22 protein-coding genes, 1 tRNA gene and 1 pseudogene are annotated in these 20,028 nt (G+C 68.5%); 18 read left to right on the forward strand and 6 right to left on the reverse strand.

The genetic code is table 11. The features are described from left to right. Positions 1 to 1,116: 1,116 nt before the first annotated feature. The 12 genes and pseudogenes from BJP32_RS17590 to BJP32_RS03730 all read left to right on the forward strand — a co-directional run. Positions 1,117 to 1,356, forward strand: a pseudogene (locus tag BJP32_RS17590) (MucR family transcriptional regulator); the annotation flags it as partial. Between the two features lie 59 nt (positions 1,357 to 1,415). After that, on the forward strand, positions 1,416 to 1,646 hold the full coding sequence (locus tag BJP32_RS03685) for a hypothetical protein (RefSeq protein WP_143255415.1): 231 nt from the start codon (positions 1,416 to 1,418) through the stop codon (positions 1,644 to 1,646). Continuing rightward, positions 1,643 to 2,062: a hypothetical protein gene (locus BJP32_RS03690; protein ID WP_083673864.1), complete on the forward strand. Its 420-nt coding sequence runs from the start codon at positions 1,643 to 1,645 to the stop codon at positions 2,060 to 2,062. Before BJP32_RS03685 ends, BJP32_RS03690 begins: the two co-directional genes overlap by 4 nt. Next, positions 2,059 to 2,499: a TetR/AcrR family transcriptional regulator gene (locus tag BJP32_RS16885; RefSeq protein WP_233126694.1), complete on the forward strand. Its 441-nt coding sequence runs from the start codon at positions 2,059 to 2,061 to the stop codon at positions 2,497 to 2,499. Before BJP32_RS03690 ends, BJP32_RS16885 begins: the two co-directional genes overlap by 4 nt. Next, positions 2,492 to 2,818 carry a hypothetical protein gene (locus tag BJP32_RS03700; protein WP_076222964.1) on the forward strand — a complete coding sequence of 109 codons (327 nt, stop codon included), beginning with the start codon at positions 2,492 to 2,494 and terminating at the stop codon, positions 2,816 to 2,818. Before BJP32_RS16885 ends, BJP32_RS03700 begins: the two co-directional genes overlap by 8 nt. Then, the gene (locus BJP32_RS17475) at positions 2,815 to 2,967 is read left to right on the forward strand and encodes a hypothetical protein (protein WP_198935257.1); all 153 of its coding nucleotides are present in this window, start codon (positions 2,815 to 2,817) and stop codon (positions 2,965 to 2,967) included. Before BJP32_RS03700 ends, BJP32_RS17475 begins: the two co-directional genes overlap by 4 nt. Then, positions 2,964 to 3,716: a hypothetical protein gene (locus tag BJP32_RS03705; RefSeq protein WP_076222966.1), complete on the forward strand. Its 753-nt coding sequence runs from the start codon at positions 2,964 to 2,966 to the stop codon at positions 3,714 to 3,716. The genes BJP32_RS17475 and BJP32_RS03705 overlap by 4 nt, the downstream gene beginning before the upstream one ends. Next, a complete protein-coding gene (locus tag BJP32_RS03710) occupies positions 3,709 to 4,563 on the forward strand; it encodes a hypothetical protein (RefSeq protein WP_076222968.1) in 855 nt (284 codons plus the stop codon). Before BJP32_RS03705 ends, BJP32_RS03710 begins: the two co-directional genes overlap by 8 nt. Then, positions 4,563 to 4,844, forward strand: a complete 282-nt coding sequence (locus BJP32_RS03715) for a hypothetical protein (protein WP_076222970.1) — start codon at positions 4,563 to 4,565, stop codon at positions 4,842 to 4,844. Before BJP32_RS03710 ends, BJP32_RS03715 begins: the two co-directional genes overlap by 1 nt. After that, on the forward strand, positions 4,841 to 5,059 hold the full coding sequence (locus BJP32_RS03720) for a hypothetical protein (protein ID WP_076222972.1): 219 nt from the start codon (positions 4,841 to 4,843) through the stop codon (positions 5,057 to 5,059). Before BJP32_RS03715 ends, BJP32_RS03720 begins: the two co-directional genes overlap by 4 nt. Continuing rightward, complete coding sequence (locus BJP32_RS03725) at positions 5,056 to 5,493, forward strand: hypothetical protein (RefSeq protein ID WP_076222974.1); 438 nt, start codon at positions 5,056 to 5,058, stop codon at positions 5,491 to 5,493. The genes BJP32_RS03720 and BJP32_RS03725 overlap by 4 nt, the downstream gene beginning before the upstream one ends. Next, complete coding sequence (locus BJP32_RS03730; protein WP_143255416.1) at positions 5,490 to 5,816, forward strand: hypothetical protein; 327 nt, start codon at positions 5,490 to 5,492, stop codon at positions 5,814 to 5,816. Before BJP32_RS03725 ends, BJP32_RS03730 begins: the two co-directional genes overlap by 4 nt. Here the strand turns inward: BJP32_RS03730 and BJP32_RS03735 are convergent. Next, complete coding sequence (locus BJP32_RS03735; protein ID WP_046652501.1) at positions 5,813 to 6,088, reverse strand: hypothetical protein; 276 nt, start codon at positions 6,086 to 6,088, stop codon at positions 5,813 to 5,815. The two genes, BJP32_RS03730 and BJP32_RS03735, sit on opposite strands and share 4 nt — an antisense overlap. Before the next feature lie 305 nt (positions 6,089 to 6,393). Here BJP32_RS03735 and BJP32_RS17880 point away from each other — a divergent pair, with 305 nt between their 5' ends. Next, positions 6,394 to 8,022: a recombinase family protein gene (locus BJP32_RS17880; RefSeq protein ID WP_369822379.1), complete on the forward strand. Its 1,629-nt coding sequence runs from the start codon at positions 6,394 to 6,396 to the stop codon at positions 8,020 to 8,022. Here BJP32_RS17880 and BJP32_RS03755 read toward each other — a convergent pair. Next, positions 7,979 to 8,055: transfer RNA gene (locus BJP32_RS03755), tRNA-Met, on the reverse strand. The genes BJP32_RS17880 and BJP32_RS03755 overlap by 44 nt on opposite strands. Positions 8,056 to 8,254: 199 nt before the next feature. On the opposite strand from BJP32_RS03755, the gene BJP32_RS03760 reads away from it, so the two are divergent. From BJP32_RS03760 to BJP32_RS03770, 3 genes are all read left to right on the forward strand, one after another. Then, on the forward strand, positions 8,255 to 9,487 hold the full coding sequence (locus BJP32_RS03760; RefSeq protein WP_083673878.1) for a PQQ-dependent sugar dehydrogenase: 1,233 nt from the start codon (positions 8,255 to 8,257) through the stop codon (positions 9,485 to 9,487). Positions 9,488 to 9,780: 293 nt separating this feature from the next. Further along, complete coding sequence (locus BJP32_RS03765; RefSeq protein WP_003166334.1) at positions 9,781 to 10,986, forward strand: acetyl-CoA C-acetyltransferase; 1,206 nt, start codon at positions 9,781 to 9,783, stop codon at positions 10,984 to 10,986. A gap of 17 nt (positions 10,987 to 11,003) precedes the next feature. Next, complete coding sequence (locus BJP32_RS03770) at positions 11,004 to 13,196, forward strand: 3-hydroxyacyl-CoA dehydrogenase NAD-binding domain-containing protein (RefSeq protein ID WP_076222978.1); 2,193 nt, start codon at positions 11,004 to 11,006, stop codon at positions 13,194 to 13,196. A 148-nt stretch (positions 13,197 to 13,344) separates the two neighbouring features. Here BJP32_RS03770 and BJP32_RS03775 read toward each other — a convergent pair whose 3' ends face one another. The 3 genes from BJP32_RS03775 to BJP32_RS03785 form a co-directional block, all read right to left on the reverse strand. Then, complete coding sequence (locus tag BJP32_RS03775) at positions 13,345 to 14,163, reverse strand: TIGR02186 family protein (protein ID WP_076222980.1); 819 nt, start codon at positions 14,161 to 14,163, stop codon at positions 13,345 to 13,347. Continuing rightward, on the reverse strand, positions 14,163 to 15,086 hold the full coding sequence (locus BJP32_RS03780) for a sulfite exporter TauE/SafE family protein (RefSeq protein ID WP_040346327.1): 924 nt from the start codon (positions 15,084 to 15,086) through the stop codon (positions 14,163 to 14,165). Before BJP32_RS03780 ends, BJP32_RS03775 begins: the two co-directional genes overlap by 1 nt. Before the next feature lie 116 nt (positions 15,087 to 15,202). After that, entirely contained in the window at positions 15,203 to 17,995 is a 2,793-nt protein-coding gene (locus BJP32_RS03785; protein ID WP_233126700.1) for a tetratricopeptide repeat protein, read from the reverse strand. 244 nt (positions 17,996 to 18,239) lie between these two features. Here BJP32_RS03785 and BJP32_RS03790 point away from each other — a divergent pair, with 244 nt between their 5' ends. Both BJP32_RS03790 and BJP32_RS03795 read left to right on the forward strand, forming a co-directional pair. Next, entirely contained in the window at positions 18,240 to 18,458 is a 219-nt protein-coding gene (locus tag BJP32_RS03790) for a hypothetical protein (RefSeq protein ID WP_003166340.1), read from the forward strand. A gap of 64 nt (positions 18,459 to 18,522) precedes the next feature. Beyond that, positions 18,523 to 19,029 (forward strand): pyridoxamine 5'-phosphate oxidase family protein, encoded by a 507-nt coding sequence (locus BJP32_RS03795; protein ID WP_076222984.1) that lies wholly within the window; start codon positions 18,523 to 18,525, stop codon positions 19,027 to 19,029. 42 nt (positions 19,030 to 19,071) lie between these two features. On the opposite strand, the gene argF is transcribed toward BJP32_RS03795, so the two are convergent. After that, a complete protein-coding gene (gene argF, locus BJP32_RS03800; protein WP_233126702.1) occupies positions 19,072 to 19,995 on the reverse strand; it encodes an ornithine carbamoyltransferase in 924 nt (307 codons plus the stop codon). Positions 19,996 to 20,028: the final 33 nt, after the last annotated feature.

A 20,028-nucleotide genomic window follows, 5' to 3' on the forward strand; every position in this document is an offset into this window, starting at 1 on the left:
CGGGTGCGTGAGGGCTCGCGTGGTGGGATGCGAGACGTCCAGGACAAGCTACGCTTGGTTCGGGAGGCGACGCCCGAACAAATCGCCGCCTATCAGGCCAACGGGTCTTGGGACGACTTCCGCGACAAGGTTTTCAAACGCGGCGCCTATGCGCCTCATCGCGAACCCAGCAAGCCGACGCCGCTCGAGCAGGCCATCGAGGACGCGCCGGAGACGGACCAGAGCCTCGCCTGGTTGGCCGATCAGAAGCGACGCCTCTGGCCCTTCCTCGACGCGCTCACGCCGAAGCAGCTGCTGGTTCTCGTTGAGGTCGGAGATCTGATCGCCCGCACCAATCTCAAGACCTCGAGATACGAAGCGGCCTGCGGCGACAGCTATCCCGATGCGACGAAATGCGCCCGGCATCTGGTCGAGAACGCCGGGCTGGGATTCACCCATTTCCAAGGCAACCACACCGTGACCTTGGCCGACGCCACCTGGGACTGGCTGATCGAAAAGGGCCTGATCCGCGAGCTGGCAGGCGCTGACGATCATCGCCTCGGCCTTCTGCGCCAAGAGGCGCTCGGCATCGGCGCTGAAGCCAAGCTGCGTCAATCCGGTCGCTATTGGGCCGAATGGCTGAACCTTGATCCGGCCACGCAAGAAACGGCAAAGCCCGTCCCCACTGGCCCCCACGTCGTCAACGGCATCGACTACGGCAACGCCACCCGGGCCCAGGAAGCCCGCTACGCCGCCGGCATCCTCCAGCGCCCGGCCGCCAACTACGGCGCGTCTTCGCGCAGCAAGACGCCGGCGCTGTCGGCCGAGCCCGGCTCCGAAGAGACGCTGCCGGCGACGACGATCGAACTGCTCCCGGCAACGGCCCGCGAAGAACTGGCGGAACAGCGCCTCGAGCGTCTCGGCGCGGCCCTGCAGGTCCTGAGCGACCGGCTGGAGCCTTTGCTCGCCGTCCTCCGGGGCGATCGCACTGAGGACGGCCTGATCACCATCGAGACCGACGACGCCGACTACTACGACCGGGAGATCTCAGAGGCCTGCGCCTGGGCCGAAGACGCCCTGGCCGAGAGCACCACGGTCTTCGAGGGCCAGGGCGAAGAGATCGCGCGCCCCGACATCGGTGCCCCGGCCGTACCGATCCGCAAGTCGATCACGCCCGACTTCATCGTCTGCCTCGAAGACGGCCGAAAGTTCAAGTCGCTGAAGCGCCACCTGCGCACCCGCTACAACCTCTCGCCGGAGGAGTATCGCCGGCGCTGGGGTCTCCCGGCCGACTACCCCATGGTCGCGCCCAACTACGCCAAGGCCCGCGAAGATCTCGCCCGCCAGATGGGCGTGAGCCGGGCGGGGGCGCGCTGATGTCCGCCGTTCTGGAAACCTGCCTCGCCCGCGCTCACCGCGCGCTGAAGCGCCCCTTGATGATGATCGCCGTCGCTCCTCGTCAAGACGGGTCATACACGCTTCAGTTCGCCCACGCCGATCTTCAGCGAGCCCATGTCGCGGCCATGGCCCTCGACCTGATGCGATCGCTGGCGGACGACATCAACGCTTCCGCCTGCTCGGACTGCGCGTCCTGTCGGGCCCGCCAGCACCAGCTGCAGATCGCGATCGCCGCTCTCGAGGCGACCGAAGCCGGGCTGTCGCAATGACGCGCCGCCCCTGGATCGAAGGCGCGGCCCTGCTGGCCGCCCATCACCGCTCCGCCCCGGCGCCCAGACCTCTCAACCGCAGGAGCTATCCCGTGTCCCCCGACGTCCGCTTCGCCCTGCTCAGGGCAAACCCTCAGGCCAAGCCCCTGGCCTTCCCCGACATCGGCGCCCTGGCGCGTCACGTCCAGCGCGAACGCGCCGGCCGATCGATCGAGATGGTCGACATCGAAGACCTGCGCTTCGACGGCGACGCCAACATGCGCGAGGGCGTCTCCGTCTACCTCCTCGACCTCGGCGGCGACCGCGACGGTCTGATCGGCCATTGCTGGCTGGACGGCCAGGGTCAGGACGCCCTGCGCCATGCTCTGGCCCGCAATCAGCTGCCCGCCCATGACGCCGCCGGGAGGGCCGCATGATGGACGGCGCAACCTTCTCCCCCAGCCCCGAGGCGGCGTTCGCCGCCCCGGCCGATCCCGTCAGCACCGAAGAGCCCAAGCGCCTCAACCGCCGTCAGGCCGCCAAGGTGCAGACCCGCCAGCGCGTCTTCGATTCCGCCGAAACCCTTTTCAAGGACGTCGGTTTCGAGCGCGCCACCATCCGCGCGATCGCCAAGGGCGCCGGCATGTCGACCGGCGCCGTCTTCGCCAACTTCGAAGACAAGACGGCTCTTTACGTCGCCGTCTTCGGCCACCCGCCTCTGACGCCTGAACAGGGCCGCGCCCTGGTCGTCGCCCTGCGCAAGTCGCACGACATGCTCGAGGCCTTCGCGGATGAGGAAGGCGTCCCCGAACTGCTGGCGAGCATCCAGGCCGCCCTGCCGCCCGTTCCGGCCAAGGCTGCCGCCGATGCTTGACCGTCGCTCACACCCGTCCGCGCATCCGCTTCCGCCACTGCGGCTGGCCCAGACGCCCGTCTACGTCGATCGCGGCTACTGCCCCGGCGGCCGCTGGGAGCGGATCCTGCGCACCATCCACGATCAGCCCCTGACCGAGACCGAGATCCTGCGCGCCGTCCACGACGGCCGCTACCCGCGCCGGATCGAGCGCCGCAAGATTCACGCCGCCCTGATCGCCATGACCCGTCAGGGCCTGACGGCGCGCCTGCCGGGCAGCCCGGCGCCCTTCACGGCCACCGCGCACGGCGTGCGCATCCTGCATGGAGAGGCCGCGTGACGCCGCACCTCGATCCCATCCCCGACCGTCATCCGCGCCTGATCGTCTGGTGCGGATGGTTCAGCCGCGCCGGATGGTCCGTCCGCGACATCGCCAAGCTCTTCAACATCTCGATCGGCGAACTGATCGAAGCCGGAGTCGAACCATGACCAAGGTCACCCCCAACGGACCCGACGCCCGCCCGCTCGCTCAGCTCAAGCGTTTCCGCGCGCTGGAAGACATCCTGATAAGCTTCTCGGACGGCATCGACGGCGACCGCCTTCAGGCCGGGCTCACATGGGCCAAGACGGGCCGCGCCGATTGGCAGCGTCAGGATCTGATCAGCCTCTTCGCCGCCCCATGGGTCGCAGCCCAGGAAGAGGCGGGCTGGGAAGGCAACCCCACCCTCCAGGGCGAAATGGAGCTGGACGAGATCACGGCCGCCGCCCTGCAATCGGATCCCGTCGAGGACTTCCTCGACCAGGTCCGCGCAGAGCTGGCCCGCGCTCGCTCCAAATTCCCCGGCGACCGGATCATGACCCTGGCCATGGCCGAAGAGTTCGGCGAGCTGGTGAAGGCTGTCCTGGACGAACCCTCCAGCGACGTCCGCAAGGAGGCCGTCCAGACCGCCGCCATGGCCGCCCGCGTCGTCCTCGATGGCGACGCCTCCGTCAACGACTGGCGCGCCGCCAAGGGCCTGGACCCGCTGACGGGAAGCGCCGCCGCCGCCCTGACGCCCGGAACCACGCTCCGCCACCGTGACGGACGAACCGGAACCTTCGTCAGCGTGGAAGAGGACGGACGATATTGCGTTCGCTCTCTCAAGGGCCCGGGCTTCTGGGTCTTCCACCCCGCCGACTGCTCGCCTGGCCGCTGGGAACCGGCGCCGCCGAAAGGAAGCGAGGCCGCTAATGGCTGACCGCGATCAGCACCCCTCACGCGAGGACGAGATCCGTCGCGCCGTCTTCGGCCAGGTCGACCTGCAGACCGCCGAGCTGGAGATCGTCAGCTCCATCTATGACGGCTTTGCCGCCGCCATCACGGTGAAGGGGCAACCCAGAACCATCGCCCTCACTCGCGAGTACGGGGACGCCGTTCAGCTCATGGCCATGATTGAGCGCAGCCGCTCCGCACAGCCTGCGGCTTCAGAGGCGGGCGCGGCGGCAGGCGAAGGCCCGCAGCCGGTTCGCGGCGAAATCCGCGTAATCGACGGCAATCGCTGTCGATTCATCGAACGTGAGTTGGAAGGCGACAAGTGGGAGGTCATCGGGCCTGCTGCTGCCTCAGACTCTGAGACGAACGAGATGGCAGCCCTTCGCGCCCTGCCGCAAGCCCGCGAGGATGCGCAGCCGGTGGGGTGGCGCGAGGTATTCATCGTTAATGAGGAAGACGGACCGGTTTCCGGCATTTGCATTGACATGGCGGACGGCTCCCAAATCTGGACGGGAGAATGTTCGAACGCGCTGCTAGACGGCATGGGAGATGAGCGGCCTGACGAAAGCGGGCAGTTCGTCATGGTCGCGACGAAGGGGAATCCCACCAGGGTTGTGGCGTCGGTCTCCAATGTGGATGACGGGATTGAGATTGCTCGCTCCCTCGCCAGCCGCATCGCCCACCCCGCCCCCGACGCGCTGCGGGTCGCCGTGGAGAAGATCCGCGCCGAGATCAACGCGCCTCTCAGCGGACCAACGCATGGCGCATGGGACCGAGGCCGCATCGCCGGGCTGAAAGAAGCTCTCACCGCCCTGCAGAAAGGCGGTGTGTGATGATGATCAAAACGGAAATCCAGCTTGAGGGCGGGCCCGGTTGTGATGACCTGCCGCTCAAGTCCCTGTGGCTCAAGACAGCCCCTGCTAAAGGCGACTTCATCTGGTTCACCAGCCGCGACTGGAATGACCTGCGCGAACAAGGTCTGCCGTCCAGCTTCGAAGTTGTCGCCGTCGCCCACTGGGTGACCTCTTCCTGGTCACCATCCACTCATACTGGCGACCCGATCCATTCTCTCTGCGTAGTGGTGCGCCCGACGACGGCGGAGGTTCCGCAATGAGGATCCTCGAGAAGAAGCGCGGCTATTTTCGCGGCACGCACAAGGGCTGCACGATCGAGATCGAGCGCGACCGCACGTCAGGCGATGACCGGTGTAAGTTCTACATCACCGTTCAGGGCGCCGACGGCTGCTACCGTTACGACGGCTGGAGCCCTGAAGGCGTCGAGACCATGGCCCAGGCCAAGCGGGAAGCGATCCGGGGGGCGTGCCTGTGATCCAGACCGACCGCCTTGACGCCGACATCGAGCCCCTCTGGAACCTCTACGAGGTCACCGTCACCGCAGGCGACTACGTGGCGACCTCGACCCTCTCGGCCGCCACCCGATCGCGCGCCGTCTACCAGGCCTTCCTCGACTACAGCGACGTCTGGACCATCAGCTTCCGCGACTTCCTGTCCATGGTCCGGGTGCGGCGGGTCAGCAGCTGCGCCTATGACGGCTATGCCTATGTCCGCTGCGCCTATGGCGTCGATCCGCGCATCGGCGCCGAGGTCGAGCTGATCAACGAAGGCGACTGGACGGGCAAGCGCGGCCAGGTCGTTCACCCCGGCAAGTCGTCCACGGCCTACGTCTACGTCGCCTTCGCCGGCATCGCGCACGCCGTGCCCTGCCACCCGCGCAGCATCCGCATGATCGAGGTCGGGCAATGACGTCCGCGCCTCCCAGATCGCCCGGCCTTGAAGGAATCTCCCTTCAGCACGACGGCGTCGTCGTCGGCATGGTGCCCGTGCGAGGCGTCGGTTTCCGCGTCGGCCTGCAGGGCGGCGGTCAGGCGCTGATTATGAGTCCGGCTAAGGCCCGTCGCATGGCCCCTGCGTGGCGCAGTCATGAAGCCAAGGCGGCCGGGCTGGACTGGATCGCTGACGCCCTGGAGGAGGCCGCGCGCGACATCGACGCCATGCCGGTGGCCGAACAGATTCAGAAGGCCAACGACATGTGGGCCACGATCTCAGCAACGGGGTCTCAGCACTAGTCATGGCCCCCGCTCCTCGCCGCGTCAGCGAAGCGATCGAGCCCCCTTCCGGCGGGCTCGATCCCGCCCTGCTGCGCATCATTCAGGCCATGGCCCGTGCTGATGCGCGCCGCGACTTCCAGGCCGCCAGCGCCGCCCCCTTGCCGACCGACAGGCTCGCGAGTCACGATTAGCGCCACGGCCACGGCGCCGATCGCCGCCGCCACAATGGCCAGGGCGAACAACCCGACGCCGTTCGAGACTTCAAGATCGAGGGTGTGATGCAGTTTCACGACGACAGTTCCTCAGCGATGACGCCGCCAGTCTCGACCCGTTCGAGAACCGGCAACGCGCTGATCGTCACTCCGCCCTCGAGGGGGGTGGACGCTCAACGCACGCTCAGCCTGTCGTCACGACATGGATTCCAACAATGCACCGTCTTTGTGGGGGCCGCACCGCACAAAAGGCCAAGCGACCAGACTATGACCCCGCTCCATAAAGCCAGGGTAAAAGCCCTTAGGGTCAGGCCCGTCTCGCACCCTAAGATACGAGCAGGGGCTCACATCGCCGATCGCGTCCATCGGGAGGGCAGACGGCCATGACCCGCGTCGCCCTTTACGCTCGCTACAGCTCGGACCGCCAGAACGAGCGCTCGATCTCCGATCAGGTGAACGTCCTGATCCAGCACGCCGCCGCCAAGGGCTGGGCCGTCGTCGGCACCTACACGGACGCCGCCATTTCCGGCTCAGCCATGGCGAATCGCCCAGGGCTTCTCGCGGCGCTCGCTGCGGCCGACCGGGGCGAGTTCGACCTGCTCCTGGCGGAAGACGAAGACCGTCTCGCCCGCAACCTTGAGCACCTGGCGCACGTGGCCAACCGCCTGGCCGACATCGGCGCCGGCATCGCCACCCTGTCGACCGACCAGGTCCAGGACATGCACGTCGCCTTCAAGGGGCTCATCGCCCAGGACTTCATCCGCAACCTCAGCATGAAGACCAAGCGCGGGATGGCCTCCAATGCGGAGAAGGGTCTCGCGACCGGCTCGCGCCTTTACGGCTATCGCTCCCAGCCCGGAGGCGCGGTCGAGATCGTGCCCGACCAGGCCGAGGTGATTCGGCGCATCTTCTCCATGTACGTCAACGACCGCATGTCCTCGCGCGAGATCGCTGAACGCCTCAACCGCGACAGGATCCCCTCTCCGGCCGGCCGCCAATGGAACGCTTCGTCCATCCAGGGCTCGCGCCAACGCGCGAACGGCGTCCTGCACAGCGAGATCTACGCCGGCGTCAAAGTCTACAACCGCGTCGAGATGCGAAAGGACCGCCAGACCGGCCGCAAGATCACCATCTGCAAGCCTCCCAGCGAGCATAAGCGCATCGACGTCCCGCACCTGGCCATCATCGATCAGGACCTTTGGAGGGCCGCCCAGCAGCGCCTCGACAGCCGCCAGACGACTGACCCGTCTCAGAGGGCGAGCTTGCGCCGGCGGCCGGGGCTGCTGTCAGGCCTGACGAAGTGCGGGTGCTGCGGGGCCTCCTATACCTCGCTCAGCCAGGGGCGGCTGGTCTGCGCGGCCTATCGCGAGAAGGGGGCGTCCGCCTGCGACAACAACCGCCACGTCAACCGGGCCGAGATCGAGCAACGCGTGCTGGACGGCCTGCGCACGCGACTGGTCGCTCCCGACGCCGTCGCGGCCTACGTCAGGGCCTACCACGCCGCCTGGGCTGAACAGGCTGCCCAGGTCGAGGTTCGCCGTCGACCGCTGACGCGTCGGATCGCCGAGGTCGAGCGCGCCATCGAGCGCGGGGCTGACGCCCTGCTCTCCGGCGCGACGGCGGCCGCCGTCATCGGCAAGAAGCTCGAAGCTCTCGAAATCGAACAGGCCCAGCTCAAGGCGACCCTTGAACAGCTCGACGCTGAAGGCGCGCCGCCCGTGCAGCTGCACCCGCGCGCGGCCGAGAACTACGCCAGCAAGATCGAGCAGCTCCAGGCCCGCCTGGCCGAGGCGGCCGGCAGCACCGACGACGCGGACAGAGACCTGATCGGCAGCGTCAGAGGCCTGATCCAGAAGGTGGACATCGAGCCGATCAACAAATCGAGAGGATCGCCGGTGCGGGTCACCTTGCACGGCGACCTCGCCCGGTTCGTTCTCCCGCAACACCCACCAGCTAGTGGGTGTGCGTTGGTGGTTGGAGGCGGGATCGAACCGCCGACCTGTGGGTTATGAATCCACCGCTCTAACCATCTGAGCTACCCAACCCCTTACGGAGCATCGCGCCGGATCGAGAACGACCCCTGAGCGCGAGAGGGGTGCGTATATCGCCGCCTTCTCTCCGGTTCAAGCCGCTTCGATGCGGATTTCGTGCGGGACTATCGGTCGCGGCGCGTTTCGGCTCGCGCAAAGCGCGTCGAGGCGGCATCCTGACCGTTCAAAGCCACGCTGTTCAGGAGCCGCCATGCTGCGCCCCGCCCTCTTCGCCGCTTCCGCCGCCGCCCTGGTTCTCGCCGCCTGCGGGGCCAATGGACAGGATGAGGCGCCGTCCTCCGCCGCCACGGGCGCGCCGGTCGAGACCCGCCCGCCCAACAACCCGGATCAGAAGCCGGCGCTCGAAGGCCAGACCCGCGCCCCGTCGGTCAGCACCACGATCGCCATGCAGCACGCCGTCGTGGCCGAAGGGCTGGAGCATCCGTGGGGCCTGGCCCTGCTGCCGGACGGCCAGTGGCTGGTGACGGAAAAGCCGGGCCGGATGCGCGTCGTCAGCGCCCAGGGCCGGATCGGCGCGCCGATCAGCGGCCTGCCCGCCGTGGCGGCGCGCGGCCAGGGCGGCCTGCTGGACGTGATCCTGAGCCCGACCTTCGCCCAGGACCGGATGATCTACTGGTCCTACGCCCAGCCGCGAGACGGCGGCAACGGCACGGCCGTGGCCCGCGGGCGCCTGTCGGACGACCTGAGCCGCGTCGAGAACGTGCAGGTCGTCTTCCAGGTCAAGGACACCTATGACGGGGACAAGCATTTCGGCTCCTCCCTGGTCTTCGGCCCGGATGGCAAGCTGTACATCACCATCGGCGAACGCTCGGACAAGCCGATGCGGCCGACGGCCCAGAGTCTGGCCTCGCACCACGGCAAGGTCATCCGCATCAACGCCGACGGCTCGGTCCCGTCCGACAACCCCTTCGTCGGCCGCGAAGGCGCCCTGGCCGAGATCTGGTCCTACGGCCACCGCAACCCGCAGGGCATCGCCGTCCAGCCGGGAACCGGCGCGGTCTGGAGCATCGAGCACGGCACGCGCGGCGGCGACGAACTGAACCTGGAGAAGGCTGGCGCCAACTACGGCTGGCCGGGCGCGGCCTACGGCATCGAGTACAGCGGCGACGCCATCCCCGGCGCGACGACGACGCAGGAAGGCACCGTCCAGCCAGTCTACTACTGGGATCCGGTGATCGCGCCGGGCGGCATGGCCTTCTACGACGGCGCCATGTTCCCCGACTGGAAAGGCAACGCCCTGATCGGCGGCCTGGGCGGCAAGCATCTGGTTCGTCTGGTGCTGCAGGACGGCCGCGTGGTCGGCGAAGAGCGGCTGCTGACCGGCCTGGGCGAACGCATCCGCGACGTGGCGGTCGGGCCTGACGGCGCCGTCTGGGTCGTCACCGACGAGGAGAACGGCAAGCTGGTGCGGCTGGCGCGCCGCTGAGGCTAAGAACACAGGGCGGGCCGCGCACGACGGCCCGCCCTTTTCACATCCGGCGACCTCACGCGCCTTGTTACTTGACGTTGACGTAAACGTCGGCTTTCTAACGACCTGAGTTTCAATTCCAGACGCGATGATCGGATCCGTCCGCCCACCGCCTCCCAACCAAGACGCCACCCCGTCCCTTATGCAGCGAGGCGCCGCGCGCCGAGCGATAGGGACACCAAGAACCCGTCCCTCATGCAGTTCGCTGCCGCGCAGCAAACGGTAGGGGCACAACAAGAGAGAGACGCTCCATGGCCGACGCCTACATCTACGACGCCGTGCGCACCCCGCGCGGCAAGGGCAAGAAGGACGGCAGCCTGCACGAGATCACGGCCCTGAGCTTGGCGACCCAGGTTCTGGAAGCCCTGCGCGACCGCAACGGCCTGGACACCGCCAAGGTCGACGACGTGATTCTGGGCGTGGTGTCGCCGGTGGGCGAGCAGGGCTCGGACATCGCCCGCACCGCCGTGCTGTCGGCCGGCTGGGGCCAGGAGACGGCGGGCGTGCAGATCAACCGCTTCTGCGCCTCGGGCCTGGAAGCCGTGAACATGGCCGCCGCCAAGGTGAAGTCCGGCGAGGCCGACATGGCCGTCGGCGGCGGCGTCGAGGCCATGAGCCGCGTGCCCATGGGCTCCGACGGCGGCGCCTGGCCGACCGATCCCTCGGCGGCCTTCCCGACCTATTTCGTGCCGCAGGGCGTCTCGGCCGACATGATCGCCACCAAATACGGCTTCAGCCGCGACGACGTGGACGCCTATTCCGTCGAAAGCCACAAGCGCGCCGCACAGTCCTGGGCCGAGCGCCGCTTCGATCGATCGGTGATCGCGGTCAAGAACCAGCTCGGCCTGACCCAGCTGGACCGTGACGAGACCATTCGTCCGAAGACGGACATGCAGACCCTGGGCGGGCTGAACCCCTCCTTCGTCATGATGGGCGGCATGGGCTTCGACGCCGTGATCAACCAGCGCTACCCCGAGGCGGCGGGCGTCAACCACGTCCACACGCCGGGCAACTCGTCCGGCATCGTCGACGGCGCGGCGGGCATTCTGGTCGGCTCCAAGGAGATGGGCGAGGCCCTGGGCCTGAAGCCCCGCGCGAAGATTCTGGGCGGCGCCTCGATCGGCTCCGAGCCGTCGATCATGCTGACCGGCCCCGAGCCCGTCACCCGCAAGCTGCTGGGCAAGCTGGGCATGCAGCCGGGCGACATCGATCTGTATGAACTGAACGAGGCCTTCGCGGCTGTGGTGCTGCGCTACATGCAGGCGCTCGACATCCCGCACGATAAGATCAACGTCTGCGGCGGCGCCATCGCCATGGGCCACCCGCTGGGCGCCACCGGCGCCATGATCCTGGGCACGGTGCTGGACGAGTTGGAACGCTCGAACAAGTCGACGGCCCTGGCCACCCTGTGCATCGGCGGCGGCATGGGCACCGCCACCGTCATCGAACGCGTCTGATCCGGGAGCGAATGACTATGGAAAACTTCAAGATCGACATCGACGCCGACGGCGTCGCGCTCGTGACCTTCGACGTGCCGGGCCGTTCGATGAACACCCTGACCTCGGCCGTGATCGCCGAGATCCCGGCCCTGGTCGAAAAGATCAAGACCGACGACGCCATCAAGGGCGTGGTCCTGACCTCGGGCAAGACGACCGGCTTCTGCGCCGGGGCGGACCTGGGCGACATGGCCTCGGGCATGCTGGCCGGCGGCGGCGACCTGCAGAAGGCGTTCGACACCGGCTGGGCGCTGAACGGCGCCTTCCGCGCGCTGGAAACCTCGGGCAAGCCGGTGGCGGCGGCCATCAACGGCCTGGCGCTAGGCGGCGGGCTGGAGTTCACCCTGGCCTGCCACTATCGCGTCGTCGAGAACGACCCGAAGATCCAGCTGGGCCTGCCCGAGATCAAGGTCGGCCTCTTCCCCGGCGGCGGCGGCACCCAGCGCCTGACGCGCCTGATCGGGGTGCAGACCGCCCTGATGCAGATGGCCGAGGGCAAGTCCTGGCGTCCGAACGACGCCAAGGGCGCCGGCGTCGTCCATGAGGTCGTCGAGAAGGGCCAGTCGGTCGCGGCCGCCAAGGCCTGGATCAAGAACGGCGGCAAGGCCGTCCAGCCGTGGGACGATCCCAAGTTCAAGATCCCCGGCGGCGGCCCCTACCACCCGGCGGGCGCCCAAGTCTTCATCATGGGCAACGCCATCCTGCGCAAGCAGTCCTACGGCAACTATCCGGCCGTGCTGAACATGATGAAGGCCGTCTATGAAGGCGTGCAGGTGCCGATCGAGGCGGGCCTGCGCATCGAGACGCGCTACTTCATCAAGACCCTGATGACGCCCCAGGCCCAGGCCATGATCCGCAGCCTGTTCCTGTCCAAGCAGGAACTGGACAAGGGCGCCGTGCGCCCGGCGGGCGTACCCAAGTCCGACCCCAAGAAAGTCAGCGTCCTGGGCGCCGGCATGATGGGCGCGGGCGTGGCCTATGTGCAGGTCATGGCCGGCATCGAGACCGTGCTGATCGACCAGACCCAGGAAGCCGCCGACAAGGGCAAGGCCCACGTCGAGGAGTTGCTGAAGAAGCGCCTGTCGCGCGGTCAGATGACCCAGGAGAAGTTCGACGCCACCCTGGCCCTGGTCACGGCGACGACGGACTATGACCTGATCAAGGGCTCGGACCTGGTCATCGAGGCCGTGTTCGAGAACCGCGAGATCAAGGCCGACGTCACCAAGCGCGCCGAGGCTCAACTGGCTGAGGGCGCCGTGTTCGGCTCCAACACCTCGACCCTGCCGATCACCGGCCTGGCCGAGGCCAGCGTCCGGCCCGAGGACTTCATCGGCATCCACTTCTTCTCGCCCGTCGACAAGATGATGCTGGTCGAGATCATCATGGGCGAGAAGACCGGCGACGCGGCCCTGGCCAAGGCGCTGGACTATGTCCTGAAGATCAAGAAGACGCCGATCGTCGTCAATGACAGCCGCGGCTTCTACACCTCGCGCTGCTTCTCGACCTTCCTGATGGAAGGCATGGCCATGCTGGAAGAGGGCTATTCGCCCGTGCTGATCGACAACGTCGGCCGCATGACCGGCATGCCGCGCGGCCCGCTGGAGATGCACGACGACGTGGCCCTGGACCTGTCGTACAAGATCGCCAAACAGACCCGCGAGGATCTGGGCGACAAATACGTCCCGACCGAGGGCGAGCAGATCGTCGCCACCATGGTCGAACAGGGCCGCTACGGCCGCAAGAACGGCAAGGGCTTCTACGACTACGACCAGAAGCCCAAGGTCATCTGGCCGGGTCTGGCCGAACTGGCCCCGACCACCAAGGGCGACGCCTTCGGCGAAAGCCCCGAGGCGCTGGCCGCCATCGACGAACTGAAGACCCGCCTGCTGTATCGCCAGGCGGTGGAAGTGGCCCGTTGCTGGGAAGAGGGCGTCATCGACGACCCGCGCGAGGGCGACCTGGGCGCCATCCTGGGCTGGGGCTTCGCGCCCTGGACCGGCGGCCCCATCACCTTCATGGACCAGACCGGACTGAAGGCCTTCGTGGCCAAGGCCGACGAACTGGCCGTCAAATACGGCGACCGCTTCAAGGTTCCGCAGCTTCTGCGCGACATGGCCGCCAAGGACGATACCTTCTACGGCCGCTTCGCGCCGCAGACCAAGGCGGCCTGAGGCTCAGGCACAGACTGAAACGGAAAGGGCGGCCTTCGCGGGCCGCCCTTTTTGTTGGCGCTATCGCTCGCAACGCGGTCGCTCGCTGCTTGAGCGCAACCCCAACCTCCGCTCGTCCCGGCGTCCGCCGGGATGAGCGGGTGAGAAGTCACCGGCTCCGGAACACCCGCGACGCCGCATAGCCCGTCATCGCCGCCAGCAGTACGCACAGCACGCCGTAGCTCCACGGCCGGCGGTGGGCGAACTCATAAATGTCGCGCTCCAGCCCCACCTTCTCGACCGTCAGGGTCAGGTTGGACACCGACACCGGCGTCCCTTCCTGGAACAGCCAGACCTCGGCGTAGTATTTGCCGGTCGGGGCCACGGCGGGCAGCTTGACCTCGGCGCGGAACAGGCCTCGATCGACGAACTCCACCCCCTTGGGATCGGTGTCGTAGAGGGCCGCCGCCTCCTTCAGCCGGATCACGGCGCGGCGCCAATCCAGATAGTCCTCGCCCAAGCGGCTGATGACCACGTCGCGCACGCCGTAGCGGGTGACGGTGCGGGCCTCTTCCGGCGCGTCGATGCGCAGGTGGTCCACCCCCACGCCCAGACGGCGCAACTGGCCGAAGTCGGCGATGTCGCTCAGCGGCCGCGTAGAAGCGGTCATGTAGAAGCCGGGCGCTCCCTCGAACAGCACCGGGCGGCTGTTCAGCCAGACCCCCATGTTGCGCGTCTTCTTGACCAGGCGAACCGGCGCGTCGGGGCCGCGCACCACCACCACCACGTCGGCGGGCGTGTCGGTCGGGTTGAACACGGCGCCGTAGAGGACGATCGACGCCCCCTTGAACCCCGAGTCCACGTCCACCCGCGCGTCCGTGAGGGCGGCGGCGATCCGCACATCCTCGGTCGTGGCGGCCGAGCGTTCGATGATGATCTCGGGCGCGGCGGCGACGGGCGGCGGCTCGGGCGGCAGAACCTGGAACATCAGTCCGCCACTCCCGGCGCCAGCAGGAACAGGTCGCCAGGCCGCACGAATAGCTCCAGCCCCATCTGGATGCCGACCAGCAGGACGATCAGCCCCAGGGCCGCGCGCATTTCCTCGGCGCGGAACCGGCCCGACAGCTTGGCGCCGTACTGGGCCCCCACCACCCCGCCCAGCAGCAGGATGGTCGACAGGACGATGTCCACCGTCTGGTTGCGCCCGGCTTGCAGCACCGTCGTGATGGCCGTGGTGATGATGATCTGGAACAGGCTGGTGCCGACGACCACGCTGGCCTTCATCCGCAGCACATAGAGCATGGCCGGCACCAGGATGAAGCCGCCGCCCACCCCCATGATGGCCGACAGAATCCCTGCGAACACGCCCAGGCCGAGCGGCGGAATGGCGCTGATGTAGAGGCCCGAGCGCGGGAAACGCATCTTGAACGGCAGGCCGTACAGCCACATGGGGCGGCGGCGCTCCTTGCGCGGCGGCGTCTCGCCCCGGACGCGGTGCAGGATCTGCGTCAGGCTTTCGTACAGCATCATGCTGCCGATCGAGCCGAGGAACAGCAGATAGGACAGGGCCACCACCAGGTCGGCCTGACCCAGCAGGCGCAGGTAGCGGAACAGCTCGACGCCCAGCACGGCGCCCAGCGCCCCGCCGACAGCCATGATGCCGCCGATGCGGTAGTCGACCGCCTTCATGCCGGAATAGCGGATGACGCCCGAGGTCGAGGAGGCGACGACGTGGCTGGCCTGGCTGGCCACCGCCACCGTCGGCGGGATGCCCAGAAAGACCAGAACCGGCGCCATCAGGAAGCCGCCGCCGATGCCGAACAGACCGGACACGAATCCGACCAGCGCCCCCAGCAGAACCAGGAGCGGCCAGTTCACCGAGACTTCGGCGATCGGCAGGTAAATATCCACGGCACGCGCCTTCGGCTGGAAGGACAGGCAATCGGCGCCGGAAAGGCGACTAGGCCTTCGGTCTTAGCGGCCCCTGCGGCGAACCGCCACCCCCGGTTGAACGCGTCGTGCGCCGATCAGGCGGCCGGGGCGGTGAAGGCGTCGGCCGCCTCGCGCGCCGTGCGGCGGTCGGCCGCCGACAGGCCAGAGGTCAGGCGCTGCACCGAGGCCAGGGCCTGCTGGTCGCCGCGCCGGGCCGCGATCATGTACCACTTGAACGCCTCGACCCGATTGGGAGCCACGCCCTGGTCGCCCTTCTCCAGCAGTTGTGCGACGTTGTACTGGCTGTCGACCCGTCCGGCGGTCGCCGCCTTGGTCAGCCAGGCCAGGGCCTCGGCGCGGTTCTGCGCGCCGCCGACGCCGTCATACAGTTGCATGGCGTAGAAATGCATGGCCTTGGCGTCGCCCGCCTCGGCGGCCCGGCGGGCCCAGGCGCGCGCCTCGGCCTCATCCGCCGTCAGCCCGGCGGCGCCGTCCTGATACAGGCTGGCCAGGCGCAGCTGCGCCGGGGCGTAGCCCAGGTTGGCGGCGCGGGTCAGGGGCTCCAGCCCGCCGTCGTCGCCGTTGTCCAGCATCTGCACCGCGCGTGCGAACAGGCCCGCGCCCTCGGTCGCCGCCGCATCGGGCGACGGCACGGCGTCCGTCGGCGCGGCGTCCAGCGCCAGGGCCGCGATCGGCGCCGTCGTCTCAGCGGGCGCCGCATCGTCGCTCGACGTCGGCGCCAGGGTGAAGCCGCCGGGCAGGGTCAGGCCCGAACCGCCCGCCACCTGCAAGGTGGCGTAGCCGCCGACGACGCCCAGGGCCGCCACGGCCATGGCGCCCAGCGCCGTGCGCATGGTCGAGCTCTGACGGCCGGCCTGCTTGTCCAGACGCTCCTGCAGCTTGGACTTGCCGCCGCGCTTAGCCAGGCCGAAGGCCTGACGCGGCGCGGCCTCGTCTTCGGGCGCCATGGCCGCGCGAGCGGCCTCCAACACGTCGCGGGTCGAGGCCGCAGCAGGCTCCTGCGCCGGCTCTTGCGGCGTAACGAAATCCAGCTCGGCCGAGAAGTCGTCGACGTCCGCCGCCTCGCCGAGGTCGAACGGCTGACGGTCGGCGTCCTGATCGGCCGCAGCGTTCAGAATGTCGCTGACGTCCGCGCCGCCGAACAGGTCTTCATCCTCCAGAGACGCAGCCTGCGGCCAGGCGTCGGCCGCGACCCGGCCGAACGGCGCAGCCGTCTTCGGTTCGGTCTCCAGAAGGTCAGTCTCCAGCGGATCGCCGAAGATGTTCTCAGCGCCCGATGCGAAATCCGACACGGTCGTCGGGGCGTCGCCCATCACAGGCTCGACGGACCAATCCTCGACCGGATCGGCGAAGGCCGTCGCGCGCCAGTCGCCGCTGGCGGTTTCCGCCGGGGTCCAGGGCGCGGGGTCGGGGCTTTCCAGCGGCGGGGCGCGACGCGGGGCGCGATCGGCGCGCTGCTCCATGCTGTCGCGGGCGTCGGCCAGCAGGCGCGCCGTGCGCTCCTCGCTCTGACGCATCCGTTCGGCCAGATCGCCCGAGGCGCTCTCGTGGCGCTGATGCATCTTGTCGGCGCTCTCCGACAGACGGCGGCCGATATCGTCGATAGCCTGGGCCGAGCGGCGCTCGGACTGGGCGATGCGTTCGCTCAGGCGATCCGAGATGCGGGCGATCTCGCCGCCCAGACGCTCCAGCGCCAGGGCGTGCTGATCGTCGGCCTGGGTCAGACGCTGGTCCACCGTCTCAGCATGGCGGGCCAGGTCGCGCTGCAGCTTCTGCTCCAGCGCCGTGATGCGGGCGTCCGACGGTCCCACGCCGCCGGCTTCGACCTTCTCGACCCGGCCGTTGAGGTTGCGGGCGATCCGCATGATCTCGCGGCCCATGCCCTCGACCGCGGCGGCCGAGCGCTGCTCGGCGGCGCGGGCCTGATCGCCGATGGCGGCCAGGGCGCGTTCGATCCGTTCGACGCGTCCCTCGGTCTCGACGGCGTCGAGACGGCGGATCATCTCGGTGCGGCTGGACTCGACCTGGCGCGTCAGGCTCTCGGCCAGCTTCTCGAAACGCGAGGCCTCGCGCGCGTGGTCCGGCTCGATGCGGCGCTCGGCGTCGCGCATCCGCAGATCCAGGGCGGCGAACGACCGCTCCAATCCCTTCAGCGCATCAGAGGTGCGCGACTGGGCGTCGTCCAGACGCACGCCGACCTGCGACAGCAGGGAGGTTCCGGCGCCCGGCCCAGCCGCCTTCTCGACCGCCTCGATGCGGTCGCGCAGCTCGCTGACGCCCGCGCGCTGGCGCTCGTCCATCTCATAGAGACGGGTGGAGACGGCGGTCAGGGCCGCGTCCAGCTTGTCCAGGCCTTCGCGCGCCTCGGTCCCGGCGTCCTGCTCCAGACGACGCAGGCGACGATGGCCCTCGCGCAGCTCTTCGGCGATATCGTCGATGCGGCGGGCCTTGGCGGCTTCGGCTTCGTCCTGCGTCTCAAGACGGCGCACCAGACCGGCCACGGCCTGGTCGATGCCCTGGATCGCGAGTGTCGAGCGGCGCTCGGCCGCCTCAAGACGCTCGGCGATCACCTCCAGCGAAGCGCCCATGCGGCCCAGGTTCTCATGGCGGCCCAGGCCTTCATGCCTGTGCGCATCCTCGCCATAGACGTCGTCCAGGCGGCGCGAGCGGCTGCGGCGGTCATAGGGGTCCGGAATGGGCGACCGGCGCGGCAGGGTGGCGACGCCGTCGTCGTCGTCCGGCTCGTCCATGATCATGGAGTTCAGCCACTCGCCCAGGGTCATGCCCGAACGTCGCGCCAGATCCTTGGCGATCTCGCGCGCCTTGGGATCGATGCCCTTCACGCTCCACGGCGCCGCTGCGGTCACTGATTCGCCTCCCGACCCATGGCGCGAACGGTATCCTTCCAGATAAAGCGTGTAAACGTGTCGTTAACCGCTAGATGTGGCGCCTCGTCGCGAGTCGCCGACGGCAGCCGACAGGCCGCTGATGCGCCCGACATGGTTAATGCCGCGTTTAGATTAACCGCGCATCAAGAAATACGGCCACGCTGGCGATCCTGCGCGCCCGAGCGCTTGCATCGCCGCCTCGGGCGCCCCAACTGGCGGCGTCATGGACGCCACGCTCACCCTGATCCTGCTGATCGTCTCGATCGCCGTCGTCGTCTTCGCGGGGTGGCGAGGGTCGCGGCCGACAGACATCATGCGCGGCCCGCGCATGATGCCGTGGCGCTTCATCATGTTGCTGGCGGCCGCCCTGGTCTTCTTCCTGCTGATCCACCTGCTGGCGGAGCTGAGCGGGCGGCCTCTGCCGTCCGCGGCGCCGTTCTAGACGGGAACGCTCCGGCGCCGGGTTGGTTGTCCTGTCTCCCCGAACGACGAGACAGGAGACGATCTTGACCGACAAGCACCTGACGCCCGCCGAGGCCGAAGAGGCCTTCTGGAAAAGCCTGAAGTCCAGCAACACCGGGATGCTGGGACTGGATCGCCCCGGCTATCACAGCCAGCCGATGACCGCCTTTCGCGAGGCCGAGACCGGAACCATCTGGTTCTTCACCCGCGACGACACCGACCTGGCGCGCGACGCGGCGACGCCGGGACAGACGGCCATGTTCAGCTATGGCTCCAAGGACCAGAAGGTCTGGGCCTGCATCCACGGCGCCCTGTCGGTGCATGGCCACGACCGGGACGTCATCGAACGCTACTGGAACCCGATGCTGTCGGCCTGGTATCCGGACGGCAAGGACGATCCCCGCCTGACCCTGTTGCGCTTCGACGGCGACGACGGCCGGGTCTGGGTCAGCGACGGCGGCTTGATGAAGTTCGCCTTCGAGATCGCCCGCGCCAACCTGACCGGCAAGGAGCCGGACGCCGGCGACGTGGTCGACGTCAACCTGCGCTAGGCCTAATTCGCCCTCAAGCAGCGCGAAGCGCGTTAGGGCGACCTAGAAAGCTCCGAAGCACCAGGCCAGGACCGCCTTCTGAGCGTGCAGGCGGTTCTCGGCCTCGTCCCAGATCAGCGACTGCGGGCCGTCGATGACGGCGTCGGTCACCTCTTCGCCGCGGTGGGCGGGCAGGCAGTGCAGGAAGACCGCGTCGTCGGCCGCCTCGGCCATCAGGGCCTCGTCGACGCCGTAAGGCTCGAAGGCGGCCAAGCGGGCCTCATAGTCCTGATCGCCCATCGACACCCAGGTGTCGGTGACGACGACGTCGGCGCCCTTGACCGCCTCGCGCGGGTCGCTGGTCAGGTGGACGTGGACGCCGCCCTTCTCCAGGTCGCGCAGGTCGGGGTGGTATTCCGCCGGGCAGGCGACGTGCAGGTGGAAGCCGAACTTGGGCGCGGCGTGCATGAAGCTGTGGCAGACGTTGTTGCCGTCGCCGATCCAGGCGATCATCTTGCCCTTGATCGGGCCGCGATGCTCTTCGATGGTCATCAGGTCGGCCAGGATCTGGCACGGGTGGCTGCGGTCGGTTAGGCCGTTGACCACCGGCACGGTCGAGACGCGAGCGAAGCGCTCGACGTCCTCATGGTCGTTGGCGCGGATCATCACGGCGTCGACCATGCGCGACAGGACGCGAGCCGTGTCCTCGACCGGCTCGCCCCGGCCCAGCTGCATGTCCGCGGCGGTAGCGATGATAGAGTCGCCGCCCAGCTGACGGATGGCCGCGTCGAAGCTGAAGCGGGTGCGCGTCGAGTTCTTCTCGAAGATCATGGCCAGGACGCGGTCCTTGCCCGGCGCATCGGCGTCGGCGCGGCCCTGGAGCCAGCCTTTTCGGGCGCGTTTTCGGGCGTGGGCGTCGTCCAGAATGGCGCGCAGATCAGCTGCGTCCAGGCGGTGGATGTCGAGGAAGTGACGAACCATGACCAAGCCTTCTCCCTCCCCTTCATGGGGAGGGTGGTC

This window comes from Brevundimonas sp. ZS04, assembly GCF_001956865.1.
GTDB classification, from domain to species: Bacteria; Pseudomonadota; Alphaproteobacteria; order Caulobacterales; family Caulobacteraceae; genus Brevundimonas; species Brevundimonas diminuta.